27 protein-coding genes and 1 pseudogene are annotated in these 26,254 nt (G+C 74.7%); 14 read left to right on the top strand and 14 right to left on the bottom strand.

Annotation, left to right across the window (positions count from 1 at the left end):
• Positions 1-10 precede the first annotated feature (10 nt).
• From BN6_RS20660 to BN6_RS20635, 6 genes are all read right to left on the bottom strand, one after another.
• The gene (locus tag BN6_RS20660; RefSeq protein WP_015101664.1) at positions 11-436 is read right to left on the bottom strand and encodes an NfeD family protein; all 426 of its coding nucleotides are present in this window, start codon (positions 434-436) and stop codon (positions 11-13) included.
• A 34-nt stretch (positions 437-470) separates the two neighbouring features.
• Positions 471-1,289, bottom strand: a complete 819-nt coding sequence (locus BN6_RS20655) for a DUF3097 domain-containing protein (protein ID WP_015101663.1) — start codon at positions 1,287-1,289, stop codon at positions 471-473.
• Positions 1,290-1,308: 19 nt separating this feature from the next.
• Positions 1,309-2,088, bottom strand: coding sequence for an aminoglycoside phosphotransferase family protein (locus BN6_RS20650; RefSeq protein ID WP_015101662.1), 780 nt, complete (start codon positions 2,086-2,088; stop codon positions 1,309-1,311).
• A gap of 62 nt (positions 2,089-2,150) precedes the next feature.
• Positions 2,151-2,627: a GNAT family N-acetyltransferase gene (locus BN6_RS20645; RefSeq protein WP_015101661.1), complete on the bottom strand. Its 477-nt coding sequence runs from the start codon at positions 2,625-2,627 to the stop codon at positions 2,151-2,153.
• Positions 2,628-2,646: 19 nt separating this feature from the next.
• Positions 2,647-3,441, bottom strand: a complete 795-nt coding sequence (locus BN6_RS20640; protein ID WP_015101660.1) for an SCO1664 family protein — start codon at positions 3,439-3,441, stop codon at positions 2,647-2,649.
• A gap of 7 nt (positions 3,442-3,448) precedes the next feature.
• Entirely contained in the window at positions 3,449-4,015 is a 567-nt protein-coding gene (locus tag BN6_RS20635; protein WP_015101659.1) for a DUF3090 domain-containing protein, read from the bottom strand.
• 130 nt (positions 4,016-4,145) lie between these two features.
• Between BN6_RS20635 and BN6_RS20630 the strand changes: the two genes are divergently transcribed.
• Both BN6_RS20630 and BN6_RS20625 read left to right on the top strand, forming a co-directional pair.
• Positions 4,146-6,062, top strand: a complete 1,917-nt coding sequence (locus BN6_RS20630; protein WP_015101658.1) for a dipeptidyl-peptidase 5 — start codon at positions 4,146-4,148, stop codon at positions 6,060-6,062.
• The gene (locus tag BN6_RS20625) at positions 6,059-6,928 is read left to right on the top strand and encodes a S66 peptidase family protein (protein WP_015101657.1); all 870 of its coding nucleotides are present in this window, start codon (positions 6,059-6,061) and stop codon (positions 6,926-6,928) included. The genes BN6_RS20630 and BN6_RS20625 overlap by 4 nt, the downstream gene beginning before the upstream one ends.
• Before the next feature lie 76 nt (positions 6,929-7,004).
• Here BN6_RS20625 and BN6_RS20620 read toward each other — a convergent pair whose 3' ends face one another.
• The 3 genes from BN6_RS20620 to BN6_RS20610 all read right to left on the bottom strand — a co-directional run bounded on the left by BN6_RS20620 (position 7,005) and on the right by BN6_RS20610 (position 10,387).
• Positions 7,005-8,576 (bottom strand): outer membrane protein assembly factor BamB family protein, encoded by a 1,572-nt coding sequence (locus BN6_RS20620; protein ID WP_148302944.1) that lies wholly within the window; start codon positions 8,574-8,576, stop codon positions 7,005-7,007.
• 193 nt (positions 8,577-8,769) lie between these two features.
• Positions 8,770-9,273 (bottom strand): hypothetical protein, encoded by a 504-nt coding sequence (locus tag BN6_RS47945; protein ID WP_051075661.1) that lies wholly within the window; start codon positions 9,271-9,273, stop codon positions 8,770-8,772.
• A gap of 4 nt (positions 9,274-9,277) precedes the next feature.
• On the bottom strand, positions 9,278-10,387 hold the full coding sequence (locus BN6_RS20610) for a hypothetical protein (RefSeq protein WP_015101655.1): 1,110 nt from the start codon (positions 10,385-10,387) through the stop codon (positions 9,278-9,280).
• Between BN6_RS20610 and BN6_RS50045 the strand changes: the two are divergent.
• Positions 10,349-10,963, top strand: a pseudogene (locus tag BN6_RS50045) (DUF6886 family protein); the annotation flags it as partial. The gene BN6_RS20610 and the pseudogene BN6_RS50045 sit on opposite strands and share 39 nt — an antisense overlap.
• A 75-nt stretch (positions 10,964-11,038) precedes the next feature.
• On the opposite strand, the gene BN6_RS20605 reads toward BN6_RS50045, so the two are convergent.
• Entirely contained in the window at positions 11,039-11,869 is an 831-nt protein-coding gene (locus BN6_RS20605) for an NmrA family NAD(P)-binding protein (RefSeq protein ID WP_041313445.1), read from the bottom strand.
• A 136-nt stretch (positions 11,870-12,005) separates the two neighbouring features.
• Here BN6_RS20605 and BN6_RS20600 point away from each other — a divergent pair, with 136 nt between their 5' ends.
• The 7 genes from BN6_RS20600 to BN6_RS20570 all read left to right on the top strand — a co-directional run bounded on the left by BN6_RS20600 (position 12,006) and on the right by BN6_RS20570 (position 19,286).
• Positions 12,006-12,653 carry an HAD family hydrolase gene (locus BN6_RS20600; protein WP_015101653.1) on the top strand — a complete coding sequence of 216 codons (648 nt, stop codon included), beginning with the start codon at positions 12,006-12,008 and terminating at the stop codon, positions 12,651-12,653.
• The gene (locus BN6_RS20595; RefSeq protein ID WP_015101652.1) at positions 12,650-13,684 is read left to right on the top strand and encodes a phosphotransferase family protein; all 1,035 of its coding nucleotides are present in this window, start codon (positions 12,650-12,652) and stop codon (positions 13,682-13,684) included. Before BN6_RS20600 ends, BN6_RS20595 begins: the two co-directional genes overlap by 4 nt.
• Complete coding sequence (locus BN6_RS20590) at positions 13,684-14,895, top strand: acyl-CoA dehydrogenase family protein (RefSeq protein WP_015101651.1); 1,212 nt, start codon at positions 13,684-13,686, stop codon at positions 14,893-14,895. The genes BN6_RS20595 and BN6_RS20590 overlap by 1 nt, the downstream gene beginning before the upstream one ends.
• Positions 14,896-14,913: 18 nt before the next feature.
• Positions 14,914-15,495, top strand: coding sequence for a GNAT family N-acetyltransferase (locus BN6_RS20585; RefSeq protein WP_231905353.1), 582 nt, complete (start codon positions 14,914-14,916; stop codon positions 15,493-15,495).
• A 128-nt stretch (positions 15,496-15,623) separates the two neighbouring features.
• Positions 15,624-16,847 carry an alpha/beta hydrolase gene (locus BN6_RS20580; RefSeq protein WP_015101649.1) on the top strand — a complete coding sequence of 408 codons (1,224 nt, stop codon included), beginning with the start codon at positions 15,624-15,626 and terminating at the stop codon, positions 16,845-16,847.
• Positions 16,848-17,179: 332 nt separating this feature from the next.
• Positions 17,180-18,007, top strand: a complete 828-nt coding sequence (locus tag BN6_RS20575) for a M55 family metallopeptidase (protein ID WP_015101648.1) — start codon at positions 17,180-17,182, stop codon at positions 18,005-18,007.
• Entirely contained in the window at positions 18,000-19,286 is a 1,287-nt protein-coding gene (locus BN6_RS20570) for a M20/M25/M40 family metallo-hydrolase (protein ID WP_015101647.1), read from the top strand. Before BN6_RS20575 ends, BN6_RS20570 begins: the two co-directional genes overlap by 8 nt.
• Positions 19,287-19,296: 10 nt before the next feature.
• Here BN6_RS20570 and BN6_RS20565 read toward each other — a convergent pair whose 3' ends face one another.
• Positions 19,297-19,734 carry a MarR family winged helix-turn-helix transcriptional regulator gene (locus BN6_RS20565; protein ID WP_041313440.1) on the bottom strand — a complete coding sequence of 146 codons (438 nt, stop codon included), beginning with the start codon at positions 19,732-19,734 and terminating at the stop codon, positions 19,297-19,299.
• A gap of 593 nt (positions 19,735-20,327) precedes the next feature.
• On the opposite strand from BN6_RS20565, the gene BN6_RS20560 reads away from it, so the two are divergent.
• Positions 20,328-20,861 carry a hypothetical protein gene (locus BN6_RS20560; protein WP_041313438.1) on the top strand — a complete coding sequence of 178 codons (534 nt, stop codon included), beginning with the start codon at positions 20,328-20,330 and terminating at the stop codon, positions 20,859-20,861.
• 31 nt (positions 20,862-20,892) lie between these two features.
• Here the strand turns inward: BN6_RS20560 and BN6_RS20555 are convergent, their stop codons facing one another.
• Both BN6_RS20555 and BN6_RS20550 read right to left on the bottom strand, forming a co-directional pair.
• The gene (locus tag BN6_RS20555) at positions 20,893-21,522 is read right to left on the bottom strand and encodes an AAA family ATPase (protein ID WP_015101644.1); all 630 of its coding nucleotides are present in this window, start codon (positions 21,520-21,522) and stop codon (positions 20,893-20,895) included.
• Between the two features lie 48 nt (positions 21,523-21,570).
• Complete coding sequence (locus BN6_RS20550) at positions 21,571-22,413, bottom strand: PucR family transcriptional regulator (RefSeq protein ID WP_015101643.1); 843 nt, start codon at positions 22,411-22,413, stop codon at positions 21,571-21,573.
• Between the two features lie 74 nt (positions 22,414-22,487).
• Here BN6_RS20550 and BN6_RS20545 point away from each other — a divergent pair, with 74 nt between their 5' ends.
• A complete protein-coding gene (locus BN6_RS20545) occupies positions 22,488-23,822 on the top strand; it encodes a serine hydroxymethyltransferase (RefSeq protein WP_015101642.1) in 1,335 nt (444 codons plus the stop codon).
• On the opposite strand, the gene BN6_RS48960 is transcribed toward BN6_RS20545, so the two are convergent.
• Positions 23,803-24,408 (bottom strand): helix-turn-helix transcriptional regulator, encoded by a 606-nt coding sequence (locus tag BN6_RS48960; RefSeq protein ID WP_051075659.1) that lies wholly within the window; start codon positions 24,406-24,408, stop codon positions 23,803-23,805. The two genes, BN6_RS20545 and BN6_RS48960, sit on opposite strands and share 20 nt — an antisense overlap.
• A gap of 459 nt (positions 24,409-24,867) precedes the next feature.
• Between BN6_RS48960 and BN6_RS48955 the strand changes: the two genes are divergently transcribed.
• Positions 24,868-25,005, top strand: a complete 138-nt coding sequence (locus BN6_RS48955) for a hypothetical protein (RefSeq protein ID WP_158509414.1) — start codon at positions 24,868-24,870, stop codon at positions 25,003-25,005.
• A 149-nt stretch (positions 25,006-25,154) separates the two neighbouring features.
• Positions 25,155-26,225, top strand: coding sequence for a winged helix DNA-binding domain-containing protein (locus tag BN6_RS20535; protein WP_041313435.1), 1,071 nt, complete (start codon positions 25,155-25,157; stop codon positions 26,223-26,225).
• Positions 26,226-26,254: the final 29 nt, after the last annotated feature.

Genomic DNA, 26,254 nt, shown 5'->3' with positions numbered 1-26,254 from the left:
CCTTCCCACTTCAGGACCCGGACATCACCACGGCGGTCGCGCCCGAGATCTCGACAACAGTGACTTCGGCGCCCGGTTCGAGGACCGTGTGGTCCAGCGACCGCGCCGACCACACCTCGCCGCCGATGCGCACCCTACCGCCGTGCGCGTCCACAGTGGACACCACGATCGCGGGGCCGCCCACCAGCGCCTGCACACCCGAGGTCAGCTCGTGCCCGGCGGTCAGCCTGCGCTTGAGCGCCGGCCGCGCGCCCGCGATCAGACCCAGCGCGGCCACCCCGAACGCCACCGCGGCCAGCACCTCGCCCACGCCCAGCGCCGACACCCCGGCCGCGCCCAGCGCCGCGACGCCGAGCATGACCAGCACGAAGTCGCCGGACAGGATCTCGGCGGCCACCAGCAGCACCCCGAGCACCAACCAGATCAACGCGGCCACGCGACCATCCTCGCACCCCGCGCGCCCGGGAAGGTCACGAACGGTCGAGGTCCGGCTCGGTGACGAAGTCGATCAGCCGCTCCACCGCGCCGATCAGCGGCGTCTCCAGGTCGCGGAACCCGTGCACGGCGGCCAGCACCCGCCGCCAGCCCTCCCAGCTCTCGCCCCAGCCCAGCGCCGCGCACACGCCTTCCTTCCACGGCGTGCCGCGCGGCACCACCGGCCACGCGGCGATCCCGACCGAGGACGGCTTCACCGCCTGCCAGATGTCCACGTACGGGTGGCCGGTGACCATGACGTGCGGGTCGCGGACCCGGGCCACCAGCCGCGACTCCTTGGAACCCTCGACCAGGTGGTCCACCAGCACGCCCAGCCGGCGGCGCGGGCCGGTGCCGAACACCGCGACCCGGTCGGCCAGCACGTCCACGCCGTCCAGCGGCTCCACCACGACACCCTCGACCCGCAGGTCGTGGCCCCACACCCGTTCCACCAGCTCGGCGTCGTGCACGCCCTCGACCCAGATCCGGCTGTCCTTCGCCGTCCGCGCGCGCAGCCCCTCGACCCTGACCGAGCCCGACGCCGACACCGCCCGGGTCGGGGCGGGCGCGGCGACCGGCTTCACCAGGGTCACCGGCTTGCCGTCGAGCAGGAACCCGGCGGGCAGCAGCGGGAACAGCCGCTCCCGGCCGTGCCGGTCCTCCAGCACGACCTTGCCGTACTCGAAGCGCACCACCTCGCCGCAGAACCCCGACGCCGGGTCCTCCACGACCAGCCCGGGTTCGGCCGCGACCGAGGGCACCTTCCGCTTCTTCGGCCCCGCCAGCACGTCCCGCCCGTAGTCCTGTGATCGCACGACCCGCGACGCTAGCCGCTCACCCGGTCGGATGACCCGCAGGCGCGCCGTCCGGGGCGAAGGCGGGCAGGAACACCTTCAGCGCGTGGCACCACGCCTCGGCCCGCGCCACGTCCACCACGCCGTCCAGCGCCGCCAGGCCGGTCTCCCAGTCCGGGGCGGCGAACACGAAGTCGGCCGCGTCGAACGCCGCGTCGCCGACGCACGGCCGCGGGTCGATCGCGACCAGGCCGCGCGCGCCCGCGTCGAGCACGTTGCGCAAGTGCAGGTCGCCGTGCAGCAGCACGGCCGGCACCGGGTCCAGCGCCAGCGCCCTGGCCGCGGCGTGCGCGGCCGAGTAGTCGCCCGGCCTGCCACGCGCCGCGTGCGCGTACATGAAGTCCAGCCGTTCGGTCAGCGGGATGAACCCGGCCGGGGCCGGGACGTGCAGGGCGGTCAGCACGTCGAGGTAGGCGGGCCCGCAGGCGGCGGGCGTGCCCGGCTCCAGGCCCTCCAGCAGCAGCGCGCCGGCGGCCACGTCGTGCTCCAGCAGCGCCACCACCTCCGGGACCGGCTCCCACGCGCGCAGCGCCGCCGCCTCCTGGGCCGCGATCTCCGGCTCCGGGGTCAGCTTGAGCACCACCGGTGTGCCGCCGCGCCGGCACAGCAGGGTGTGCGAGGTGTTGCCGGTCAGCTCCCGCTCCGGCGTCAGCGCCCACCGCGCGCACAGCGTCGCCACCAGGTCCGGCAGCCCGTCCAGCCACGGCCGCACACCCGGCCCGAACCGCTTCACCAGCCGGGCCCGCACCGTCGAGGTCATGATCCCAACCTACGAGGCGGGGGAACCGGAGCGCCACCGGTCCGGCAAGGCGTCGAGCCCGGTCAGGCGTCGAGGCGGAGGATGAACTCCTCGACGTCCTCGCCGCGCCCCTCGGCGAACCCCACGTCCTCGCCGACCGCGACGAACCCGCACTTGTCCAGCACCCGCAACGACCCCAGGTTGTCCACCGCGGCCCGCGCGTACAGCGGGCGCACCGGGTCCAGCGCCAGGTACTCGGTCAACGCCGCCGTGGCCAGCCCCAGCCCCCAGTAGGCGCGGTCGATCCAGTACGTCACCTCGGGCTCGCCGAACTGGCGGAACCGCGCCACGTGCCCGACCACCCGGCCGTCGAACTCGATCGTGCGGGTCAGCACCGCGTCGTCGGCCAGGATCCGCGCCCACCGCACCAGGAACGCCGCCCGGTCGGTCGGGTCGGCCGCGCCGAAGGCCGCCATGCGGTTGGCCTCGGGGTCGCGCTGGTGCTCGAAGAACTCCAGCACGTCGGACTCGGTCACCTCGCGGAGTCGAACACTGCTCACCCGCCCGATTAGACCACCGTCAGAACGCCGGCCACGGTATTGACGGCCACTCGTTCGACGGTTCCGGGTACACCCCGGCCGCCAGCAGCTTGTCCACCCGCTCGGCCAGCGCGCGCACCTCCGCGCGGGTCAGGTGCTCGTGCAGCTCCTCGCCCAGCGGGCCGTCCAGGCACGACCGCAACCGGCGCAGCGCCTCCGCCGCGTCGGCGGGCAGCGCCTCGCCCAGCCAGCCCCACAGCACCGTGCGCAGCTTGTCGTCGGAGTGCAGGCAGATCCCGTGGTCCACGCCGTAGACCGCGCCGTCGGTCGCGTGCAGCACGTGGCCGCCCTTGCGGTCGGCGTTGTTCACCGCCACGTCGAACGCCGCCATCAGCCGCACCCGGGGGTGGTCGGCGTGCACCAGCACCGCCGGGTCGCCGAACCGGTCGTGCGCGCGCAGCACCGAACGCCACCCCGGCAGCACCTGGTCCACCGGGACGATGTCCACCAGGTCGTCGTCCTCGCGGGTCTCCACCCACAGCTGCACCATGCCGGGGCCGAACGGGCCCGGCCGCAGCACCGTCGGCGGCACCAGGCCGAACCCGGCCGCCTCCGACACCAGGTAGGTGGCCACCTCGCGGCCGGCGAGCGTGCCGTCGGGGAAGTCCCACAGCGGGCGCTCGCCGCGCACCGGCTTGTAGACGCACTGCGCCGTCACGCCGTCCAGGACGATCGTGCCCAGCAGCGTCGCGTTGGACGCGTCCACCAGCCGGCCCCGGACCTCGATCCGGCCGTGCCGCACCAGCTCCAGGGCGCCCTCGTCACCGGGCCGCACGCCGCGGTCAGCCCTCGTCCGCGCGCCGGTAGCCGTTCTGCCTGGGGCAGACGTGACCCTCGGGGTCCAGCGGCTCCGAGCACAGCGGGCACGGCTTGCGGCCCGCGCGCACCACCCGGTCGGCGCGTTCGGCGAACGCCCGCGCCTCCACCGGCGACAGGAACACCCGCACCGCGTCCGGGCCCTCCTCGGTGTCGTCGAGGACCACGGCCTCGTCGACCTCCTCCTCGGTGATCGCGAGCAGCTCGATGACGACCGCCCGGGACTCCGCGTCCCAGCCCAGCCCCATCGTGCCGACCTTGAACTCCTCCTCGACCGGCGGCGTGAGGGGTTCGGTGTCCCGGAGGTCGTCGGGTACCGCCTCGGGGACCTCCGCGCCGAACCGCCGGTGCACCTCCTCCAGCAGCGAGCCGATGCGCTCGGCGAGGACGGCGACCTGTTGCTTCTCCAGCGCCACGCTGACCAGCCGGGCCTCCTCGGAGGCCTGGAGGTAGAACGTGCGCTCGCCAGGTTGCCCGACGGTGCCGGCGACGAACCGGTCGGGCTGGCGGAATACGTGGATGACCCGTGCCATGACACCAACGACCCTAGGCCACGCGGACAAGATCGGCAGCCCTCCCCCCGGCATTGCGTCATCTGTGGAGAACCGCCCGGAGCCGATCGGCGCTGACCGGGCCGCCGGGGCGGGTACTAGGGTCGCGTCCGTGGTGAAGATCGCACCGTACGGAACATGGACATCGCCCATCGGGGCGGCCGACGCGGCCGCCGCCGGTGGCGGCCTGCACTGGGTCGACCTGCACCGGGGTCGGGTCTGGTGGGCCGAGGGACGCCCCGCGCAGGACGGCCGGGTCGCGCTGGTGCGCGACGGACAGGACTTGCTGCCCCCGCCGTGGAACGTGCGCAACCGCGTGCACGAGTACGGCGGCCGGCCGTGGGTGGTGCTGGACACACCGGACGGGGAGCGCGTCGCGTTCACCAACTGGGACGACCAGCGCGTCTACCTGTTCGACCCGGACGACCCCGACCCGGTGCCGATCAGCCCCGAACCCGACCGCCGGCACGGCATCCGCTACGCCGACCTGACCGCCGGGCCCGCCGGCGAGGTGTGGTGCGTGCGCGAGACCGTCACCGGCGACGCCCGCACCGACGTGCGCCGCGACCTGGTCGCGCTGCCCGTGGACGGGTCCGCGCCGCGCGTGCTCGCCGCCAGCCACCACTTCATGACCGGCCCCCGGCTGTCCCCGGACGGCACGCACGTGGCGTGGATCGGCTGGAACCACCCGGACATGCCGTGGGACGGCACCGAGCTGTGCGTCGCCGAGGTCGGTTCCGACACCCACCGGGTGCTCGCCGGCGGGCCGCGCGAAGCCGTCTGCCAGGTCGAGTGGGAAGGCCGCGAGCTGCTCGCGCTGACCGACCCCGACGGCTGGTGGAACCTGTTCCGGATCTCGCTGGACGGGGCGAAGAAGAACCTCGCGCCCTGCCCGGAGGAGCTCGGCGGCCCGATGTGGCGGTTGGGCAACCGCTGGTTCGCGGCCCTCGACCAGGGCCGCTACCTGGTGCTGCGCTCCGGCGCGCTGGCCGTGCTCGACGAGCGCAGCGGCACCGTCACCGACGTCGAGGTCGACCTGCCGGTGTGGCAGGCGCACCTGGCCGTGCACGGCGGGGTCGTGGTGTCCGGCGCGGCCGGTCCGCGCGAGGAGGCCACCGTGGTCACCCTCGACCTGTCCACCGGCGAGCTGACCCGGCTCACCGAGCACCCCGCGTCGCTGCCGCCCGCCGACTACCTGCCGGTGCCGCGGGAGCGCGTGTTCACCGGGCCCGAGGGGCAGGACGTCCCGGCCTACGTCTACCCGCCGACCAACCCGGGGTTCGCCGGCCCCGACGACGAGCGCCCGCCCTACGTCGTGCACGTCCACGGCGGCCCGACCGGCCGGTCGGTGGCCGCGCTGGACGTCGACATCGCGTACTTCACCAGCCGCGGCATCGGTGTCGTGTCGGTCAACTACGGCGGCTCCACCGGCTACGGCCGGGCCTTCCGCGAGCGGCTGCGCGAGCAGTGGGGCGTGGTCGACGTCAACGACTGCGCCGCGGTCGCGCAGGCCCTGGCCGACGAGGGCACCGCCGACGGCGCGCGCCTGGGCATCCGGGGCGGCAGCGCCGGCGGGTGGACCTCGGCGGCGTCGATGACCAGCGTCAAGACCTACCGGTGCGGGATGGTGGCGTTCCCGATCCTGGACCTGCGCGGCTGGACCGGTGACGGCGGCGAGACCCACGACTTCGAGTCCCGCTACGTCGAGGGCCTGGTCGGGGCGTGGCCGGAGACCGCCGACCGGTACGCCGAGCGGTCCCCGTCCAACCGGGTCGACCGGCTCAACGGGCCGGTGCTGCTGCTGCAGGGCCTGGAGGACGAGATCTGCCCGCCCGAGCAGGCCGACCGGTTCGTCGCCGCGCTGGACGGCACCGGCATCCCGCACGCCTACCTGACCTTCGAGGGCGAGCAGCACGGGTTCCGCAAGGCCGAGTCGATCGTGGCCGCGCTGGAGGCCGAGCTGTCCTTCTACGGGCAGGTGTTCGGGTTCGTGCCCGCCGGGGTGCCCGTGCTGGAGCTGCGCACGTGACACCGCGCCCGCTGCGGGCGGGCGACCGCGTGACCGTGGTCAGCCCGGCCGGCCCCGTGCCGGCCGGGCTGCTGCACGCCGGGGTCGCGTGGCTGACCACCTGGGGCCTGGACGTGCGGGTCGCGCCGCACGCCCTCGACGTCCACCCGGACCTGCCGCACCTGGCCGGCACCGACGCCGACCGGGCGGCCGACCTGAGCGATGCGTGGCACGACCCGGACGTGGCCGCGGTGCTGTGCGCGCGCGGCGGGTACGGCAGCCGGCGGATCGTGGACCGGATCGACTGGGCGGCCGCCGCCCGCACCCCGAAGGTGTTCCTCGGGTCCAGCGACATCACCGTGCTGCACGAGCCGCTGTGGCGGGCCGGCGTGCCGACCTGGTTCGGGCCGATGCCGGCCACCGCCGCGTTCGTGCACGACCCGACCGCCCGCGACCTGCTGCGCCGCGCCCTGTTCGGCGAACCCGCCGTCCTGCGCGGGACGACCGTGGTCGGCGGGCGGGCGCGGGGGATCGCGGTCGGCGGCACGGTGAGCCTGCTGGGCGCGCCGCCGCCGGACGGGGCGATCGCGTGGCTGGAGGACGTCGGCGAGGAGCCCTACCGGCTCGACCGGCTGCTCACCGACCTGCTGCGCGGCGGCTGGTTCGACCAGGTCGCCGGGATCGTGCTCGGCTCGTGGACCGGGTGCCGCCCGGTCGAGGCCGTCGACGCAGTGCTGTGGGACCGGCTGGGCGGGCTCGGCGTGCCGGTGCTCGGCTCGGTCCGGTTCGGGCACTGCGCCGGGCAGCACACCGTGCCGCTGGGCGTGCCCATGGACCTCGACGCCGACGCCGGCGTGGTCACCCCAGTGAGTGATTCCGGTGAGTGACTCCGGTGAGTGACTCCAGGGCGTGACCCCGGTGGTGTGACCGGTGGCCCGCGTCCGGACGCGGGCCACCGGCCGGTCAGAGACCGAAGGCGAGCAGCACGCTGCCGCCCGGGTTGGGGTAGGTGGGCCAGTACCCGGCCTGCACGTACACCATCCCGTGCGAGATCACCGCGCCCCCGCCGCCGCCGGAGATCGCCCCGCCCCGGCCGGGCAGCCCGTTGACGGTGGCGAAGTCGCGGACCGTGTCGAAGGTCCACAGCACCCGGCCGGTGTGCGCCGAGTAGGCGCGCAGCTTGCCGTCGTTGCTGCCCTCGTAGACCACGCCGGGGCTGGACGAGACCGCCGGGCCGTGCGCCAGGGTGCACACGTCGGGGTGGTCCGCCGCGCCGCCGGTGGTGCAGCCGTCCGCCGGGTGCGGGGTCTCCCACAGCACCGCGCCGGTGCCCGGGTCCACCGCGAACAGCGTGCCCGGACCGGCGAAGTAGGTCGCGATGTAGAGCCGCCGGCCGTCGAAGCTGGTGCCCCACTGGATGCCCGAGATGCCGCCGCTGGGCAGCGGCACGCCCAGCTGCCGCCGCCACACGACCTCGCCGGTGGTGGCGTCGAACACGTGGTAGACCCCGACCTTCTGGCCGACGCCGACCAGCGTGCGGCCGTTGACGGTGAACAGGTTCGGCGTCGCGCCGATGTCGTAGTCCAGCGCCGACCCGTCCGCCAGACCCGGGCACCAGCCCTGCGGCGAGGGGTCGTTGCACAGACCCCGCCACGTGTCGGCCTTGGTCACCTGGTTGCGCCACTTCACCGCGCCCGACCGGACGTCGAGCGCCAGCAGCGTGTCGAAGTCGCCCGCGCTGCCCGTGTAGTTCTGCCCGGTGCCCACGTACAGGGTGCCGGTGCGCGGGTCGATGGTCGGCGAGGACCACACGCCCGCGCCGGAGGGCTCGTAGCGGGTCGCGCCCGAGGGCCACGTGCCCACCGGCTTCGGCTCGGGCACCGTGTAGTGCCGCCACACCAGTTCGCCGGTGCGGGCGTCGAGCGCGTCGACGTGGCCGCGGAACGTGCAGCATGGGTAGGCGCGGCTGTGGTCGGGGTCCGGGTCGGCGTTCTCGCCGCTGGACGTGCCGACGTAGACCTTGCCGTCGTGCACGATCGGCGAGCTGGTCACCGTCGCCGCCGGGTGCGCGTCGACCTGCTTGGCCCACACCACCCGGCCGGTCCGCTGGTCCAGCGAGTACAGGTAGCCGCGCACGTCGCCGAAGTAGACCCGGCCGTCGGCCACCGCGGGCCCGTCCCACGGGACCGCGGCCCGCGGGCCGGGCGCGATGCCGGACAGGTCGGTGGTCCAGCGCTGCGCGCCGGTCCTGGCGTCACGGGCGTAGAACTTGCCGTCCGGGCCGCCGAAGTAGGCGACCCCGTCGACGATCGCCGGCTGGCTGCGCACCGGCGACTCGGACTTCTGGTAGGCGAACGCCCACTTGAGCTTGAGGTTCTTGACGTTGTGCGGCGTGATCCGCCACTCCGCCGCGTTGTGCCGCGACCCGGCCGCGTCCTTCTGCCACGTGGCCCAGTCGCCGTCGCGCCGGGGCGAGGCGGCCGTCGCCCCGGCGCCCAGCAGGGCGACAGCCGACGCCACCGCGACTAAAGCCATGGCACGCTTGGGAAAACCCATCACTCCCCCTGTCGATGGTCCGGTCCCGTCCACCTTGGCAGCGCGCGGGGTGCCGCAGAATCAGCGAAAGGACCGGATCGGGTCGGGAGAAGGTCGACCCCGCCGCCCACCGATCGGTTGATCCGCGCCCACCCCGGCAGCCGCTACCCTCGGCGCGCGAGGCTCCCGGAGGTCACCGCGCGCGGGCCCGCTCCGCCCGCGCCGCGAGCGCCCGGATCTCCTCGACCAGCGCCGGGTCGCCGACCCGGTCCGCCGCCGCCGACAGCGGGCCCAGCAGCGCCACGACGTCCTGCGCCGCCAACGCCTCCCGCACCCGCACGTCCACCACCGCCACCCGGCCGCCCAGGTCCCGCAGCTCCCCGGCGTGCTCCCGCGCCCACGCGGCCACCGCCCGCTCACCGGCCCGCCGGTCCCGCTCGGCCCGCACCCGGCCCTCGGCGGTGTCGCCCAGGTCCTGGCGCAGCCGCAGGTAGCGGCGCTCGGCCGCCTGCCGGCTGGCCACCCCCAGCGCCGGGGCCAGCCGCGCCCAGCTCGTGCCCCCCGCGCGGGCCGCCTCGATCAGCCGGGGCTCCCACCCGGTCAGCTCCGCCTTCAACCGCCGCAGCAGCTCCAGCGCCGCCAGCACGTCGCCCTCGCCGTCGACCGCCTCGCGCACGGTCTCGTAGTCCCCGATCACCGGCCTACTGTGGCAGGTGCCGGCGGTGCACGTCGTCCACCGACCACATCGTGTCCCCCAGCCCCAGCGCGACCGCCCGGCGCACGTGGTCGGCCAGCGCCGTGTCGAAGTCCCAGCGCCGCTCCACGAGCCGCGCCGCACCCTCGACGATCTCCGGCAGGTCCGCGGCGATCCGCGCGAAGGACATGCTCGGCGACCGGGGCCCGTCGTCGTGCACCGGCTCGGGCTCCTCGGCGAACCGGCCGAACGCGGGGAACCGGGCCAGGTCGGGCAGCACGCTGTAGAACGGGGTGCCCGGGAAGTAGTACTCCGGCCACCGGTTGCCCGAGATGGCCAGCCACGGCGTGCCCACCGCCAAGGCGGCCATCGCGAACCCGGAGTGCGGCGAGACCAGCACGTCCGACGAGGCGACCCGGGCGAGCTGGTCGACCAGCGGCAGGTCCACCGCGTCCACCGAGCGCACCGCGCCCAACAGCTCGGCGAACTCCGCGCGGCCGAACGACGTGCTGGTCCGCCCGTCCGCGCGCAGCTTGCCGACGAGCACGAACTCAGCGCCGGGGAACCGGTCGGCCAGCGCGTCGAGCACCAGCCGCCACGACCGCACCGACGGGTACTGCCGACGCGGTCCGCTACCGCCCGGCAGCACCGCGATCCGCACCCCGTCGCCGTCCGCCCGATCGCCGTCTGCGCTGTCGCCGTCTGCGCTGTCGCGGGCGATCGGCAGCCGGAACGCCTCGCCCGCCGCGTACGGGAACCGCGCGCCGGCGGGCCGGAAGTGCCGGCGGGACTGCCGGTAGTAGGCGGCCAGGCCGGGGAACACCTCCCGCTGCGAGTCGGCGCGCTCGTCCTCCACCACCTGGTCCCAGTCGCGGGCGATCGCGGCGAGCTGCCCGGAGAAGTCCGCCGACCCGTCGCCCACGTCGACCTCGACCGCGTGCGCCTGCGCCACGAACGGGCACAGCCGCGCCAACTCCACCGGGGTCGCCGCGTTGAGCACCAAGCCGATCCGCAGGCCCGGATCGGCGCGGTGGTGGCCGTGGCACAGGTGCAACGCCTCCACCACGTGACCGACGGGATGGCAGTACACGAAGTTCACCAGCAGCGATCCGGGCACGCACCCGATCCCACCGCGCCGCCCGGACCGCGCGCCACCGGATTTCCGGTCGACCGCGCGCCGCGGGTTCGGCGACACTGGCCGACCATGCGCCCCGTTCCCGGCGAAGTGCTGCACTTCTCCGAAGACCCCACGATCACCCGGTTCGTGCCGCACGTCGCCGCGACCGCCCGCCAGCCCGAGGCGTACGTGTGGGCGGTCGACCACGACCTCGCGCCCGCCTACTGGTTCCCGCGCGACTGCCCGCGCGTCATGGCCTGGGCCGGCCTCGACACCCCGGAGCAGGACCGGGCGTGGCTGGGCGCGGAGCGGGTGCACGCCGTCGAGTACGGCTGGCTGACCCGCATCCGCACCGTCACCCTCTACGCCTACCGGTTCGACGCCGCCGCGTTCCGGCCCTTCGGCGACAGCGCCGTGGTCGCCACCCGCCCGGTCCGCCCGCTGGGCCCGGCCGAGCGGGTCGGCGACCTGTTCGACCTGCACGAGCGGGCCGGCATCGAACTGCGGGTGCGGACCAACCTGTGGCCGTTCTGGGACGAGGTCGCCGGCCGCGGCCTGCGATTCAGCGGGATCCGGCTGCGCAACGCCCGCCCCGCCCCGCCCGCCCCGCCCCGCCCCGGCCGGCCGCGAGCAGCCGGGGCGGACCGGCGGCTAGGCGAACTCGGCGGCGTGGTCACGGGTCCACCGCGCGTAGGTCCGCCCCGGCCGGCCCAGTACCTGCGGCACGTCCGGCGACACCCAGCCCATGCCGTCGGACTGCCCGCCCAGCTCCAGGAACCACTCCACGACCTCCGGCGGGTAGACCCCGCGCCAGTGCTCGCGCGCCTGGTCCGGGGTGAGCTCCTCGAACCGCACCGGCCGGCCCACCGCCTCGCCGATCAGCCGCGCCGCGTCCCGCCGCACCACCGGCTCCGGCCCGGTCGGCCGGTAGGTCCGCCCCGCGTGGCCGTCCTCCAGCAGCGCCTTCACCACGATCGCCGCGATGTCGTCCTCGTGTACCAGCGCGGTCGCCCAGTCGCCGAACGGCGCGCGCACGACGCTCTCCGCCCGCACCGACCCGATCCATTCCCGGGTGTTCGCCATGAACTCGCCGGGGAACAGGTGCGTCCACGCCAACCCGGACGCCTCGACCGCTTTCCGGTACCGCCGGTGCCACGACTCGAACGGATCGTCGTCCGACCGCGACGGGTCGTCGTGCCCCAGGTGGGTCACCCGCTCCACGCCCGCCCGCACCAGCACGTCCATGATCTCCGGACCGTCGCCGTCGGTCGACACCAGGTGCACCCGCGACACCCCGCGTAACGCCGGGAGCAGCGACGACGGCTCCGCGAACGACCCCGCCACCACCTCGACCCCCGCCGGCAGCACCGCCCTGGACGGGTCACGGGTCAGCGCCCGCACCTCGACCCCCGCCGCCGACAACTGCCGCACCACACTGCCACCCACGGTGCCCGTCGCACCCGTGACCAAAATTGGACCCATGAATGCAACAAAACCATACCAGTCGAACGCGAACGCCCCATTCGCATTTCCGAACATGAATGAGTCATTCACGTTCTGCGACTTTTCCGGACCAGTGCGGGTTGCCTCCATACCGACCGGTCGGTACCCTCGCGACGTGGCGGACCCCGAACGGCCGATCGACGCGGTGGTGCTGGACTGGGGCGGCGTGCTCACCGTCTCCGTGCCCACCTTCATCGAGGACTGGCTGCACCGCGAGGACATCGACCGCGAGCGCTACGGCACGACCATCCGCGCGTGGATGGGCCGCGACGCCGCCCCCGACAACCCGGTTTCCCGGCTGGAGACCGGCCACCTGCCGGTCGCCGAGTTCGAACGCCTGCTGGCCGCCGAGCTGCGCACCCCCGGCGGCGCGGCGATCCCCGCCCACGGCCTGCTGCGCCGCATGTTCGGCGCGGCGCAGACCGACCCGGCGATGGTCGACCTCGTCCGCGACCTGCGCGCCCGCGGCCTGCGCACGGTGCTGCTGTCCAACAGCTGGGGCGAGGGCTACCCCGAGGAACTCCTGCTGGAACTGTTCGACACCGTGGTCATCAGCGGCCGCGTCGGGCTGCGCAAACCCGACCCGAAGATCTTCGCCCACACCCTCGAGGTCATCGGCCTGCCCGCGCACCGCTGCGCGTTCGTCGACGACGCCCCCGCCAACGTCGACGCGGCCCGCGCCGTCGGCCTGCACGCCCACCGGCACACCGACGCCGAGTCCACCCGCGCCGTCCTCGCCGCCCTGCTGGGAGCCGCCGCATGACCGACCGAACCGACCCCGTCCAGCCCGGCACCGGCCTGCCCGGCCTGGACCTGGGCCGCCTCGCCGCCCACCTCGGCACCCCGCCGCTGACCGCCGAACTCATCCCCGGCGGCCGCTCCAACCTCACCTACCGGCTCACCGACGGCACCTCCCGCTGGGTGCTGCGCCGCCCGCCGCTGGGCCACGTGCTGGCCACCGCGCACGACATGGCCCGCGAGCACCGCGTCATCACCGCGCTGGCCGGCAGCGCCGTGCCGGTGCCCGCGACCGAGCACCTGTGCACCGACCCCGACGTGATCGGCGCGCCGTTCTACCTCATGCAGGAGGTGCCCGGCGTCGCGCTGCGACACCGCGACCAGTGCCCGTGGCTGACCCCCGACACGGCCGCCGCCCTGTCCGCGCGGCTCGTGGACGTGCTGGCCGACCTGCACGCCGTCGACCCGGACGCGGTCGGCCTGGGCGACTTCGGCCGTCCCGACGGGTTCCTGCGCCGCCAGGTCGCCCGGTGGGCCAAGCAGCTGGAGTCCTCCCGCAGCCGCGACCTGCCCGGCGTCGACGACCTGCGCGACCGGCTCGCCGCCACCGTCCCCGACACCCGCCGGGCCGCGATCGTGCACGGCGACTACCGGCTGGACAACGTCCTGGTCACCGACGACCCGCCGGCGATCAGCGCCGTGCTCGACTGGGAGATGGCCACCCTCGGCGACCCGCTGGCCGACCTCGGCCTGCTGCGCGTCTACTGGACCGGGCTCGGCCTGGCCGACGACCCGATCACCGGCACCGTGTCCGCGCTGCCCGGCTTCGCCTCCGCCGACGACCTGGTCGAGCGCTACGCCCGGCGCAGCGGCGCGGACGTCTCCGGACTGGGCTGGTACACCGCGTTCGCCTACTTCAAGCTCGCCGTGATCCTCGAAGGCATCCACTACCGCTTCACCACCGGCAAGACCGTCGGGGCGGGATTCGACCGGATCGGCCGACTCACCCTGCCCCTGGTCCGGCAGGGGCTCGCCGCCACCGCAGGGGAGAACTGATGGACTTCGGCTACGACGCCACCACCGAGGACCTGCGCGCCAGGCTGCTGCGCTTCATGGACGAGTTCGTCCACCCGGCCGAACCCGTGGCCGCCGCGCAGCTCGCCGACGCCGCCGACCCGTGGGCCCGGCCCGCCGTCCTGGCCGACCTCAAGGCCGAGGCCCGCCGCCAGGGCCTGTGGAACCTGTTCCTGCCCGACCCCGAGCACGGCGGCGGCTTGACCAACCTCCAGTACGCGCCGCTGGCCGAGATCACCGGCCGCAGCCCGCACCTGGCCCCCGAGGCGCTCAACTGCGCCGCGCCGGACACCGGCAACATGGAGGTGCTGGCCATGTTCGGCACCGAGGAGCAGAAGCGGCGGTGGCTGCGGCCCCTGCTCGACGGCGAGATCCGCTCGGCGTTCTGCATGACCGAACCCGACGTCGCCTCCTCCGACGCCACCACCATCGCCACCCGGATCGAACGCGACGGCGACCACTACGTGATCAACGGCCGCAAGTGGTGGTCCTCCGGCGCGATGAACCCCGAGTGCGCCGTGTTCATCGTCATGGGCAAGACCGACCCGGACGCCGAACGCCACCGTCAGCAGGCCATGATGCTCGTTCCCCGTGACACGCCGGGCGTGCGCGTCGAGCGCGGGATGCACGTGTTCGGCTACACCGACGCCGCGCACGGTGGCCACGCCGAGATCGTGTTCGAGGACGTGCGGGTGCCCGCCGAGAACCTCATCGGCGGCGAGGGCGAGGGTTTCGCGATCGCCCAGGCACGACTCGGGCCCGGCCGCATCCACCACTGCATGAGGCTGATCGGCATCGCCGAACGCGCCTTGGAGCTGATGTGCCGCCGCGCGGTCGCACGGGTCGCGTTCGGCAAGCCCCTCGCCCACCAGGGCGTGGTCCAGGAGTGGATCGCCGAATCCCGCGTCCGCGTCGAACAGGCCCGGCTGCTGGTGCTCAAGACCGCGTGGCTGATGGACACCGTGGGCAACAAGGGCGCGCACACCGAGATCCAGGCCATCAAGATCGGCACGCCGCTGATGGCCGAGTGGGTGCTGGACAAGGCGATCCAGGCGCACGGCGCGGGCGGCGTCAGCCAGGACTACCCGCTGGCCGACCTGTGGGCGCAGGCCCGCACGCTGCGACTGGCCGACGGGCCCGACGAGGTGCACCGGATGTCGCTGGCCAAGAGGGAGCTGAGGAAGTACCTGTAAGGCGTGCACGCAGAACCCGTGAGCAGCGACCGCCTCCTCCTCGAACCGCTGCGCGTCGGACACGCCGAGGAGATGGCGGTCGTGCTGGCCGCGCCGGAGCTCTACACGTTCACCGGCGGCGAGCCACCGACCGTGGACGACCTGAGCCGGACCTACGCCCGACAGGTGCGGGGCCGATCCGCCGACGGCGGCCAGTGGTGGCTCAACTGGGTGGTGCGCCGCCGCGACACCGGCCACGCCGTCGGGTACGTCCAGGCCACCGTCGACACCGCACGACCCGCCGCCGAACTCGCGTGGGTCGTCGGCACCGCCCACCAGGGCCTCGGCTTCGCCCAGGAGGCGGCCGGGCTCGTGGTCGACGCGCTGCGCGCCGCCGGCATCACCCGGTTCACCGCCCACGTGCACCCCGACCACGCCGCGTCGGCCGCGGTCGCCCGGCGGGTCGGCCTGCTGCTCACCGACACCGTCGAGGACGGCGAACAGCGGTGGGAGAGCCCCTGCCGTAGTCCTCCCGTTCCGCACGGGGCCCGCCACCAGCGGTCGCCAAGCCGCCGGGCAGCGGCCGCCATTTGGATCAACACTGAGAGCTGTTCGGCCTAACAGGCGAAAATCCCTCAGCGTCACCGGTCACCCCTCAGCGGTCTCTCAGTGTCTCAGTACATTCACAGGTTGTGACGGGCATCCTCGGTGTCGATCACCAATCCGACCCCGGAACCGAGGAGAGACCCGTGGAACCGACCCTCAGCCGCCGCACCGCGCTCGCGGCCCTCGCCACCACCGCCCTGCTGCCGGCGACCGCCTTGTCGCCCGCCACCGCCTCCGCGCGCGACCGCGTCCGCCTGCGGCTGCCCGCGCCGAGCGGCCCGTACGCCGTCGGCACCACCAGCACGCACCTGGTCGACCGCAGCCGGGCCGACCCGTACGTCACCGACCAGCCCTACCGGGAGCTGATGGCCACCGTCACCTATCCCGCGCGCGGCGGCGGCCCGCCCGCGCCGTGGCTCACCCCGGGCTGGGTCGAGCACGCCGAGACCGTGATGCAGGGCCTGATGGGCGACTTACCGCCCGGCCTGGTCGACTGGGCCGGCGCGCGCTCGTACTCCCGGTTCGACGCCCACCCGCTGCCCGGCCCCGTCGTGCTGGTGACCCTCGGCCACTGGTTCAGCCTGGGCGCGGTGCGCACCGTGATGGAAGACCTGGCCAGTCACGGCTACGTCGTGGTAGCGACCGACCCGACCTACGAGACACCGGTCCGGTTCCCCGACCGGCTCGTCCCCGTGCACGACGCCGCCCTCCCGCCGCCCGGCGCGGAGGTCACCAGCCCCGCCTTCTTCGCCTACGTCCGCACCATCTACCGGAGCCGGGTCGCCGACGCCCGGTTCGCGCTCGACGCCCTCGGCGCCGCGCCGGGCCTGCCCGAGCCGCTGCGCCGGTCGCTGCGCACCGGCCCGGTGGGCGTGGTCGGCGGCGGCACCGGCGCGGGCCTGGCCGCGCTGCAACTGGCGCACGACGACCCCAGGGTGGCTGCGGCGGCGGTCGGCGACTCCGCCGTCGGCTGGCCCACCCCCGACGGGACCGCGCCGATCACCACCGTCGTGGAGGACGGGCTGGACGGGCCGGTGCTGGCGGTGCTGCCCGGCGCGGTCGACCGCGACCCGCTGTGGGACCGGCAGTGGACCGGGCTGCGCGGGTGGCGGCGGGAACTGGAGGTGCGCGAGGGCGGGCACGCCTGGCTCACCGACTTGCAGACCGTGCTGCCCCAGGTCGTGCGCGGCCTCGACCTGCCCACCGACCACTTCGCGCCCGCCCTCGGCACCGCCGACCCGGCCTCGGTCCTGGCCGCCCGCCGCACCTACCTCAGGGCGTTCTTCGACCTGCACCTGCGCGGCCGGGACCACCACCTGCTCGACGCGCCGTCACCGCGCCACCGCGTCGTCCGGTTCGTCCGGTGACCACGATGGACGTCATCCGCCCCAAAGACCGCCGGACACCGCCCCGACCGACCAGCGCGCCGGCAACCCGATCCCACCCGCCAGGAACACCGCTGCCCACCGCGTCCCTGATCCCACCGAGGAGGAACCCCCGCCCGCCGCCGTGACGCACTCCGACGACGTCGACCACCGACGCCCCGGCCCGTCCGGGCGGCCGGTGCAACCGCAGCTCAACGCCGTGTCGGCGGCCGACACCTCGGAGCCTCGGAACGGCCCGCACGTGACCGGTCAAGGATTGACGAACCGAAGCCCGGACGTGCGAACGGGTGACCTCCCGCCGGTACGGTGTCGCCATGAGGATCTTGATCTCCGCCGACATGGAGGGGGCGACGGGAGTCACCTGCACCGCCGACGTCGTGCCCGGCACCGAGCCGTGGCAGCGGTTCCGGCGGCTGCTCACCGGTGACGTGAACGCCTGCGTCGCCGGGGCGTTCGCCGGCGGCGCGACGGACGTCCTGGTCAACGAGGCGCACTCGAGCCAGCGCAACGTCCTGCTCGAAGAGCTGGACACCCGCGCCCGGCTGCTCACCGGCCGCCACAAGCCGCTGTCGATGATGCAGGGCGTCGACTCCGGCGTGGACGGCGTGGTGCTCCTCGGCTACCACGCGGGCGCGGGCCAGGAAGGCGTGCTCGCCCACACCTACCTGGAGAACTCGGTCACCGGCGTGTGGCTCGACGGCGTGCCCGCGAGCGAGGGCCGGCTCAACGCCGCGCTGGCCCGCGAGCACGGCGTGCCCGTGCTGCTGGTCACCGGCGACGACCGCACCTGCGACGACGCCCGCGACTACGCGCCGACCGCCGAACTGGTCGCGGTCAAGGACTGCGTGAGCCGCTACGCCGCGGTGTGCGCGCCGCCGCAGGTCACCGCCGAACTGATCACCGCCGCGACCGAGTCCGCCCTCGCCCGCGCCGGGCGCGGCGACACCACGGTCGCGCCGCACCGCGTCGAGGTCGAGTTCGATGCCACCCACCTCGCGGCGGCTGCCGCCGTGGTGCCTACGGTGGAGCTCGTCAGTCCGCGGCGGATCGGTTTCGACGCCGCGTCCATGACCCTGGCGATGCAGGCGTTCAAGGTCGTCACCGCGATCGCCGGGACGGCGGTGGAGGGCATCTATGGCTGAGGACGTCGTCGACCTGTGCGCGGCGCTGCTGCGGTTCGACACGACCAACCACGGCGGCGGCACGGCGGCCGGCGAGCGCGAGGCCGCCGAGTTCGTCGCCACCCACCTGGACGACCTGGGCGTGCCCGCGTGCGTCCTGGAACCCGCGCCCCGCCGCTCCAACGTGCTGGCCCGCGTGCCCGGCAGCGAACCGGGACTGCCGGCGCTGCTCGTGCAGGCCCACCTCGACGTGGTGCCCGCCGACCCGGCCGAGTGGAGCGTCCCGCCGTTCGCGGGCGTCGAGCGCGACGGCTTCCTGTGGGGGCGCGGCGCGGTCGACATGAAGGACATGGTCGCCATGGTCCTGTCGGTGATCGGCGGCTGGTCCCGCGAGGGCCGCCGGCCCCGCCGCGACATCGTGCTGGCGTTCGTCGCCGACGAGGAGGACAAGGGCGACTACGGCGCGAACTGGCTCGTGGAGCACCAGCGCGACTACTTCACCGGCGTCACGGCCGCGATCAGCGAGTCCGGCGGCTTCTCCCACCGGGTGGGCGAGCGGCGGCTCTACCCGATCGGCACCGCCGAACGCGGCTCGTCGCACCTGCGCCTGACCGCGCGCGGCCGGGCCGGCCACGGTTCGCGGCGCAACACCGACAACGCCGTGGTGCACCTGGTCGGCGCGCTCGGCCGGATCGCCGCGCTGGACCACCCGGTGCGGCTGACCGCCACCGTGCGGGCGTTCCTGGAACGCACCGGGGAGGCGCTGGGCGTCGAGGTCGACCTGGCCGACGTGGACGGCACGCTCGCCCGGCTCGGCCCGGCCGCGGCGCTGGCCGAGTCGACCGTGCGCAACAGCACCACGCCGACCGTGCTGAACGCCGGCTACAAGGTCAACGTCATCCCCGGCACCGCGACCGCCGAAGTCGACGTGCGGACCCTGCCGGGCACCGTGGACGAGCTGCTGGCCTCGCTCGACGCCGTCCTCGGCCCGCACGTGACCCGGGAGTTCCTGGAGGACCAGCCGCCCGTGCAGGCCCCGATCGACTCGCCGTGGTTCGACGCGATGGCCGACGCGCTGCGCGGCGAGGACCCGGACGCGATCGTCGTGCCGTACTGCATGGGCGGCGGCACCGACGCCAAGGCGTTCACCCGCCTGGGCATCGACTGCTACGGCTTCGCGCCGCTCTCCCTGCCCGAGGGCTACGACTACCGCGCGATGGCGCACGGCGTGGACGAGCGGGTGCCCGTCGAAGGACTCCGCTTCGGCGCGCGCGTGCTGGACCGCTTCCTGTCCTCCTGACCCACCAGGGCTACAGGTACGAGTCGGTGACCTCGCGCAGCCTGGCCAGCGCGTCGCGCAACGCCGCCATCCGGCGCTGCCCCAGGTGGGCGGTCCACTCGGCCTCGACGTCGGCGATCACCGCGCCGGCGATCGGCATCGCGGTCAGCCCGCGCTGCGCGATCCGCACCAGCCGGGCGCGCGCGTCGGTCGGGTCCGGGGTGCGCTCGACGTACCCGGCGCGTTCGAGCTGGTCGACCAGGAAGCCCGCGGTCTGCTTGGTGACCTGGGCCGCCTCGGCCAGTTCGGTCAGCCGCGAGCCGTGGGGGCCGACCCGCTGGAAGATTCGCGCCTGGGCGGTGGTGATGTCGTCGAACCCGGCCTCCGCCAGGGCCGCGAACACCCGGTTCTCCAGTTCCCGGTAGGGGATGTAGAGCAGCAGGCCGATGTTGGGGTCCGCCAACGTCACTCCTTTGACGATAGTCAGAGAAACTGATCAAAGTGGGCAGTGTATCGGCCCAAATCCGGAGTCGGTCGGTGTTGCATCGCCAAGCCCTATGCCACGCCGTCAACCAGCGGCGGAGCAGCCGCGCCGACCTGCTCGCGACGTCCACCGGGTGCACTCGACCCCGTGTCCGGAGTGGACGGTGGGTGGCTGTGGCCGACTTGGTGCCCTAACAGGACATCGCCGTCCCGCTCGGCCTGGACCGCCCGACGCCCGCCGCGTCTTCACCGACCACCTGGGGCGCATCGGCTTCGGCGGGAATCGCGGTGCTGCACCGGAGCTGATCGCGCTGCCGTGGGCGGCGGGGAAACCATGTACGCACTGCCCGCGCCCACCGGACCACATCCGGTCGGAGTCGCCACGCTGACCCTGCTCGACCCGCTGCGCGCCGACCCGTGGAACGGGGAGCCGCGCGAACTCGCCGTGACCGCCAGCGCGGCGGCGATCTTCGTCCGGCTCGACGCCGTGTACCTGCACCCGGAACTGCCCACTGCAGGCGTCGACTGGACGTCCGTGCGGCACTACGCGCACTCCGGCGCTCCACCCGCGGCCGGGTCGTGGTCACCGTTGACCACCCCGGCGACTCCAGCGAGATCGTGTACCCGGACGGCCGGGTGCGCCGGACCGGCCCGCGCCGCCGGTTTCGTCATCGACGCCGCCGCCCGACCGGCGCGTGCGGGCGACAGCGCCGCCGGACCGTCAGGTGCCGGCGGCGACACGCCCGGGACCGGCGGATCCGGGCCGGGGTCGACCTGGAGGGCTACCTCGACCACCTCCCCGCCGGCACCGGTGAGCTGCTGCCGGTCGCGCGGCACGGGCTCGACCGGCCGTTGCTGCTGCTGGGCACGGACGGGTTCCGGGACGCGCGGCTGGACCGGACGTGGCTGCCGTTGGCCCGGCTCGACACCACCGAGCTCGTCTGGCTCGCCGACGCCGCCCACTGGGGCCTGTCCGACTACGCCGCGCTCGCCCCGCAACTGCGCGACGCGGGCTTGATGACCGCCGGGGACTGCGCCGCGCCGGTCGGCACCGGCGATCCGTTGCCGCTGGTCCGCCGGCACGTCGTGGACTTCCTCGCCCGCCACCTGTAGTCACCCCCGGGCGGGGCGGACCCGCGACCGGCTAGAACCGGATGTGTCGCACGCCCACCCAGGCGCGGCGCACCCGGCCGCGCAGCGGGCCGTCGGTGTACGGGGTCAGCGCCAGCCCGGCCGACTCGGCGATCCGGTCGGCGACCTGCGCCACGGTGATGTCGTCGGTCCACAGGTGCTCGGCGAACTCCGGCCCGGCCAACCGGTCCAGGCACTTGTCCAGCGCCCGCACCGCCCAGCTCTCCCGGCGCAGCGGCGCGGCCTTGCCCAGCAGCACCTGCGTGACGTGCCCGAACACCCGTTCCCGCAACCGGTCCAGCACGACCTCGCGGGACGCCAGCAGCGCGAAGTGCCGCACGTCGTGGCCCCGGTCGCGCAACCGGCCCACGATCTCCGCGAAGTACGCGGGCTCGATCACCGTCATCGGCGCGATCACCGTGCCGTCCTGCTTGGACAGCGCCAGGTCGAGCACCTCGAACACGCCCTGCCGCCACGCCGGGAGGTCCTGGAAGTCGCCGCGCAGCGCCGGCGGCGTCATCTTGTGCAGGCCGAACCCGACCACCTCCGGGTCGCAGACGTGGCTGCCGGGCAGCCGCCGCGCCAACTCGTGCGCCGTCTGGGTCTTCCCACCGCCGAACGGGCCGTTGATCCACAGGAGCATGACTCCTGGTTATCACGAAACGGCCCGCCACTTCAGGACAGGACGCTCTCACGGGCGGCGCGCCAACCGCACCAGCTTGAGCGCCAGGTGCAGCTCCAGCCGCGCCGTGCCGTCCGACAAGGATCGCGCCGTCACCGCCTCGATCCGGCCCAGCCGGTAGTACAGGCTGGTGCGGTGCAGGTGCAGCGCGTCCGCCGTGGCCCGCGCGTCGCACCCCGAGTCCAGGTAGCACTCCAAGGTGGTCAGCAGCACCTCCGACAGGCCCGCGAGCACGCCGTCCGGCGACGCGCCCAACAGCAGCCGGTACGCGCCCAGGTCCGCCCAGCGCGCCACCCGGGGCAGCGCCGGGTCCAGCCGCGACAGCTCCGCCGCCGCCAGCGCCTGCTGGTAGGCCTCGCCCGCGCGGTCCGGCGGGTGCGGGTCGCTCACCCCGACCGGGCCGGGCGGCTCCGGCACCGGCTCGGCGGCCGGCACGGTGCGCACCGACCTCGGCTCCAACGCCACCACCACGCGGATCGGCGCGCGCTCCCCCACCCCGATCCCGGCGGCCAGCGCGGGCAGGTGCCCCACCACGGCCGCCGGGTCCACCTCGCCCAGCACCCACAGGTAGCCGACGAGCAGCCCGTTGTGCCGCAACGGGAACCCGACCCGCTCCTGGAAGCCCAGCTCCTCGTTCGCGGGCACCCGCACCGGTCCGGCCGACGACGACGCGCCGTGCCGCTCCTGCCACGCCGCCACCTCCGGCGGCACCCGCCGGGTCAGGATCGCGCGCACCCGCGCCGCGTCGACCTCGTCGGTCTGCGCGCTGTGCGCCACCACCCGGCCGGACACGTCGTCCACCGAGACACCGCGCCCCAGCACCCGCGACAAGTCGTCCAGCAACTCCTGCATTTCGACAATTGTAGGAAACAGTCACGACCTCGCGCGGTCGCCGGCCGCCACCGGCGGACCCTAGCGTCGGACGCGTGACCAACAGCAGGATCGCCCCGTGGGCCTCGCCGCGCGCGCAACACCGCCTGGCCGAGGTGGAAACCGCCGTGTCCGCCGACCTGAGCGCGGCCGGCGTCACCGACACCGTCCGCAACGCCCTGCGGGCGCACGGCACGCAGGTCGACGACGACGGCATCGTGCTCTACGCGGGCACCAACGTGCTCAGCCCCGCCGCGGCCGCCGCGAACCTGCCCAGCGTGTCCAGCCGGCCCAGCATGGGCTGGCCGGGCGAGAAGTACCAGGTGGGGCTGGAACACCTGGACACCCTCGAAGTCCTGGCCCCGCTGCTGGTCGCCGACCTGATGGAAGGCACCTACGCCGAGGTCCGGCTGCAGAGCGCGACGCTGGCCAACCTGGCCGTCTACACCGCGTTCGCCCGCCCCGGCGACAAGATCGCCGTGCTGCCCGAAGCCGCCGGCGGCCACGCCAGCCACCACGCGCAGGGCGTCCCGGCGGTGCGCGGCCTGACCGTCGTGGACCTGCCCTACGACCCGGACCGGCTCGACCTCGACCACGCCGCGCTGCCCGGCTTCCTGCGCGTGCACCGGCCCCGGATCGTCGTCATCGGCGCGAGCATGATGCTGTTCCCGCACGACGTGGCCGCCGTGCGCGCGGCCTGCGACGAGGTCGGCGCGATCCTGCTCTACGACGCCTCCCACATGGCCGGCCTGGTCGCGGGAAAGGTCTTCCAGCGCCCGCTGCACGAAGGCGCGCACGTGCTCACCTTCTCCACCTACAAGTCCTTCGGCGGCCCGTCCGGCGGCTGCGTCGTCACCCGCGACCCGGACCTGGCCGAGCGGGTCTCCACCGTCGCCTACCCGGGGCTGCTGGCCAACTACGACGCCGGCCGGCTGGGCGCGCTCGCCGTGACCGCCGCCGAACTGGCCGAACGCGGCGGCGGCTACGCCTCGGCGTGCCTGGCCAACGCCCAGGTGCTGGCCCGCTCGCTGCACGACCACGGGTTCACCGTCGCGCGCCGCGACGGCGAGTTCACCCGCTCGCACCACGTCGCCGTCGACGCCCTGGACCTCGGCGGCGGCGAGCGGGCCGGCCTGCTGCTCGGCGAGGCGGGCGTCTACCTCAGCGGCATCGGCCTGCCCTGGCAGCGCCCCGACGAGGGGCTGCGCGGGCTGCGGATCGGCACCCAGGAGATCACCCGGCGCGGCTTCACCCCCGCCGACCAGCCGGCGATCGCGGCCCTGCTGCGCCGCGCCCTGCTCGACCACGAGGCACCCGACCGCGTCCGCGCCGACGCGATCGCGCTGCGCCGCGAGGTCAACGACCGGGAGGTCACCCGGCGAACGCCGTGACCAGCTCGTCGCGCCCGCCGGCGCCGGTCTTGCGGAACACGGCCTTGAGGTGGTCGTTGACCGTGTGCACGGACAGGCCCCGGCGGCGCGCGATGTTCTTGGGCGCGGCCCCGTCGTAGACGTCGGCCAGCACCTGCCGCTCGCGCGGCGTGATCCCGTACCACTCGCAGAACGCCGGCAGCAGGCGCGGCCCGGACGCCGTCTCGAACACCACCGCCACCTCCTCGGGGGACAGCCGCTGCCCGTGGAAGGCCACCCACCGGCCGTGCCCGACAGCGGGGGCGACCACCACCGGGTCACCCCGGCGGGCCAGCAGCGACAGCCCTTCCAGGAACGCCTCGCCGATCCACGGCACCGCCACCCGCGCGGCCCGCAGCTGCTCCCGCCAGGCCCGCGCGGGCGCCGTCGCCGAGCGCACCCGGTGGTCCGCGCCGAGCACCAGCACCGCCGGCGGCAGCGCCGGGACCTCGGGCACCAGCGGACCGGAGGTCACGTAGGCCCGCAGCACCGCGGACAGCTCCCGCGCCAGCCCGCCCACCCGCCGGGCGTCCTCGCCGTCGAACGGCCGCCCGCCGAAGCGCAGCAACCCCAGCGCGGCCCCACACCCCGCGCTGGTCCTGCACCAGCACCCGCAGCTCCAGCACCCCGGCCGCCTCCGCCACCGAGGCCCGGGACGGGACCACCACCCCGCCGTGGCAGGCGCGGTAGTAGCCCAGCAGCAGCTCCCGCCCCAGCTCCGGCGGGCACCCGTGCCAGAAGCTGAACGGACCCGTCCGCAGCCCGGTCGACGGGGTCGTGCCCGCCAGCCGCAGCCCGTCGTGCGGCACCCACGGCGCGACGGCCTCGGACACCAGCCGCCCCAGCTCGGCCGCACCCACCCGTTGCCGAACGCCGTCCCTCAGGTCGCACGACAGTCGTTCCCCCCACGACGTCACCTTCCCGAGTGTGGCCCGGCCGGCTGTCGTCCGCACGCGACTCCACCCGAACGTGGACCCCCGAGTTTTCGGGATGTCCCGCGCCCGCCCTCATCCGGCACCGTCGTCGCATGCACCCATCCGAACCGAAAACCCCTCGGGACCAGCAGCGCCGGGGTCGCGACGAGCAGCGCAAGCGGATCCGCCGCCGCCGCTGCGAACACCGCGCGGCGACGCGCGCGGACCGGTCGACCGACACCCGGCCCTGAACCGCCCGCCGGCAACTGCCGCGACCACGCCGATCCCGGCACCCGGCCGATCTACGATCCCGGGGACACGCCGCCGGACCGGGCACGACCACCGGCGGCCACTCGCCCGTGATGGAGGCACCCGCGTTGCACGCCCAAGACGTCCGCACGTGGCCGGGGGACTCCCGGTGATCACGCTGCGCGGCCTCAACCGCGCCCTGTTGCACCGGCAGCTGCTGCTGGAGCGCTCCGACCTGACGGTGCCCGACGCCGTGGACCACCTCGTCGGGATGCAGGCCCAGGAGCCGCCCGCGCCGTACTACGGCCTGTGGTCGCGCCTGCGGGACTTCACGCCCGACTCGCTCGGCGAACTCGTGGCCGACGGCAAGGTGGTGCGCGCCCCGCTGCAACGGGCCACCATCCACCTGGTCACCGCCGCCGACCACGCCCGCGTCGAACCCGTGCTGCGGGCCATGCTGCGCCGCCGGTTCACCTCCTCGCCATTCCGCGCGGTGCTGGCCGGGCTCGACCCGGACGAGCTCGTGCGCGAAGGCGCGCGGCTGCTCGCCGAACGGCCCCGCACCCGTCCCGACCTGGGCCGGGCGCTCGCCGAGCGGTGGCCGGAGCTGGACGCCGAATCGCTCGGTCACGCCGTGACCTACCTGCTGCCGGTGGTCCAACTGCCGCCGCGCGGGGTGTGGGGGCGGTCGGGCCAGGCGGTGTGGGCGCAGGCGGCGCGGTGGCTCGGCGCGGTCGGGGAGCACGAGGACCTGGCCGGGTTCGTCCGCCGCTACCTCGCGGCGTTCGGGCCGGCGACGGTGAAGGACGTGCAGCTGTGGTCGGGGCTGACCCGGCTCAAAGACGTGCTGCCCGGTCTGGGCCTGCGGGTGCTCACCGACGAGACGGGCCGCGAGCTCTACGACGTGCCCGAGGGCCCGCTGCCCGACCCGGACACCCCGGCCCCGGTGCGGTTCCTGCCCGAGTTCGACAACGTGCTGCTCGGCCACGACGACCGGACCCGGGTCATCTCCACCGAGGACTACCGGCGCGGGATCGTGATCGGCGGCAAGGCGACCCTGCTCGTGGACGGGTTCGTCAACGGAGTCTGGAAGCTCGCGCAGGGCCTCGACGTGCAGGTCTTCCGGCCGTTGACGGACGCGCAGCGGGCCGACGTGCTGGCCGAGGGCGAGCGGCTGCTGGCGTTCGCGGGCGTCGGGGGCGAGGTCCGGATCGCCGCCTGAACCCGTTTTGGACGATCGTCCAGTACGAT

This window comes from Saccharothrix espanaensis DSM 44229 (genome assembly GCF_000328705.1).
In the GTDB taxonomy this organism is placed as follows: domain Bacteria; phylum Actinomycetota; class Actinomycetes; order Mycobacteriales; family Pseudonocardiaceae; genus Actinosynnema; species Actinosynnema espanaense.
The sequence above is the reverse complement of the archived record's forward strand: the minus strand, read 5'-3'. Positions and strand labels throughout refer to the sequence as shown.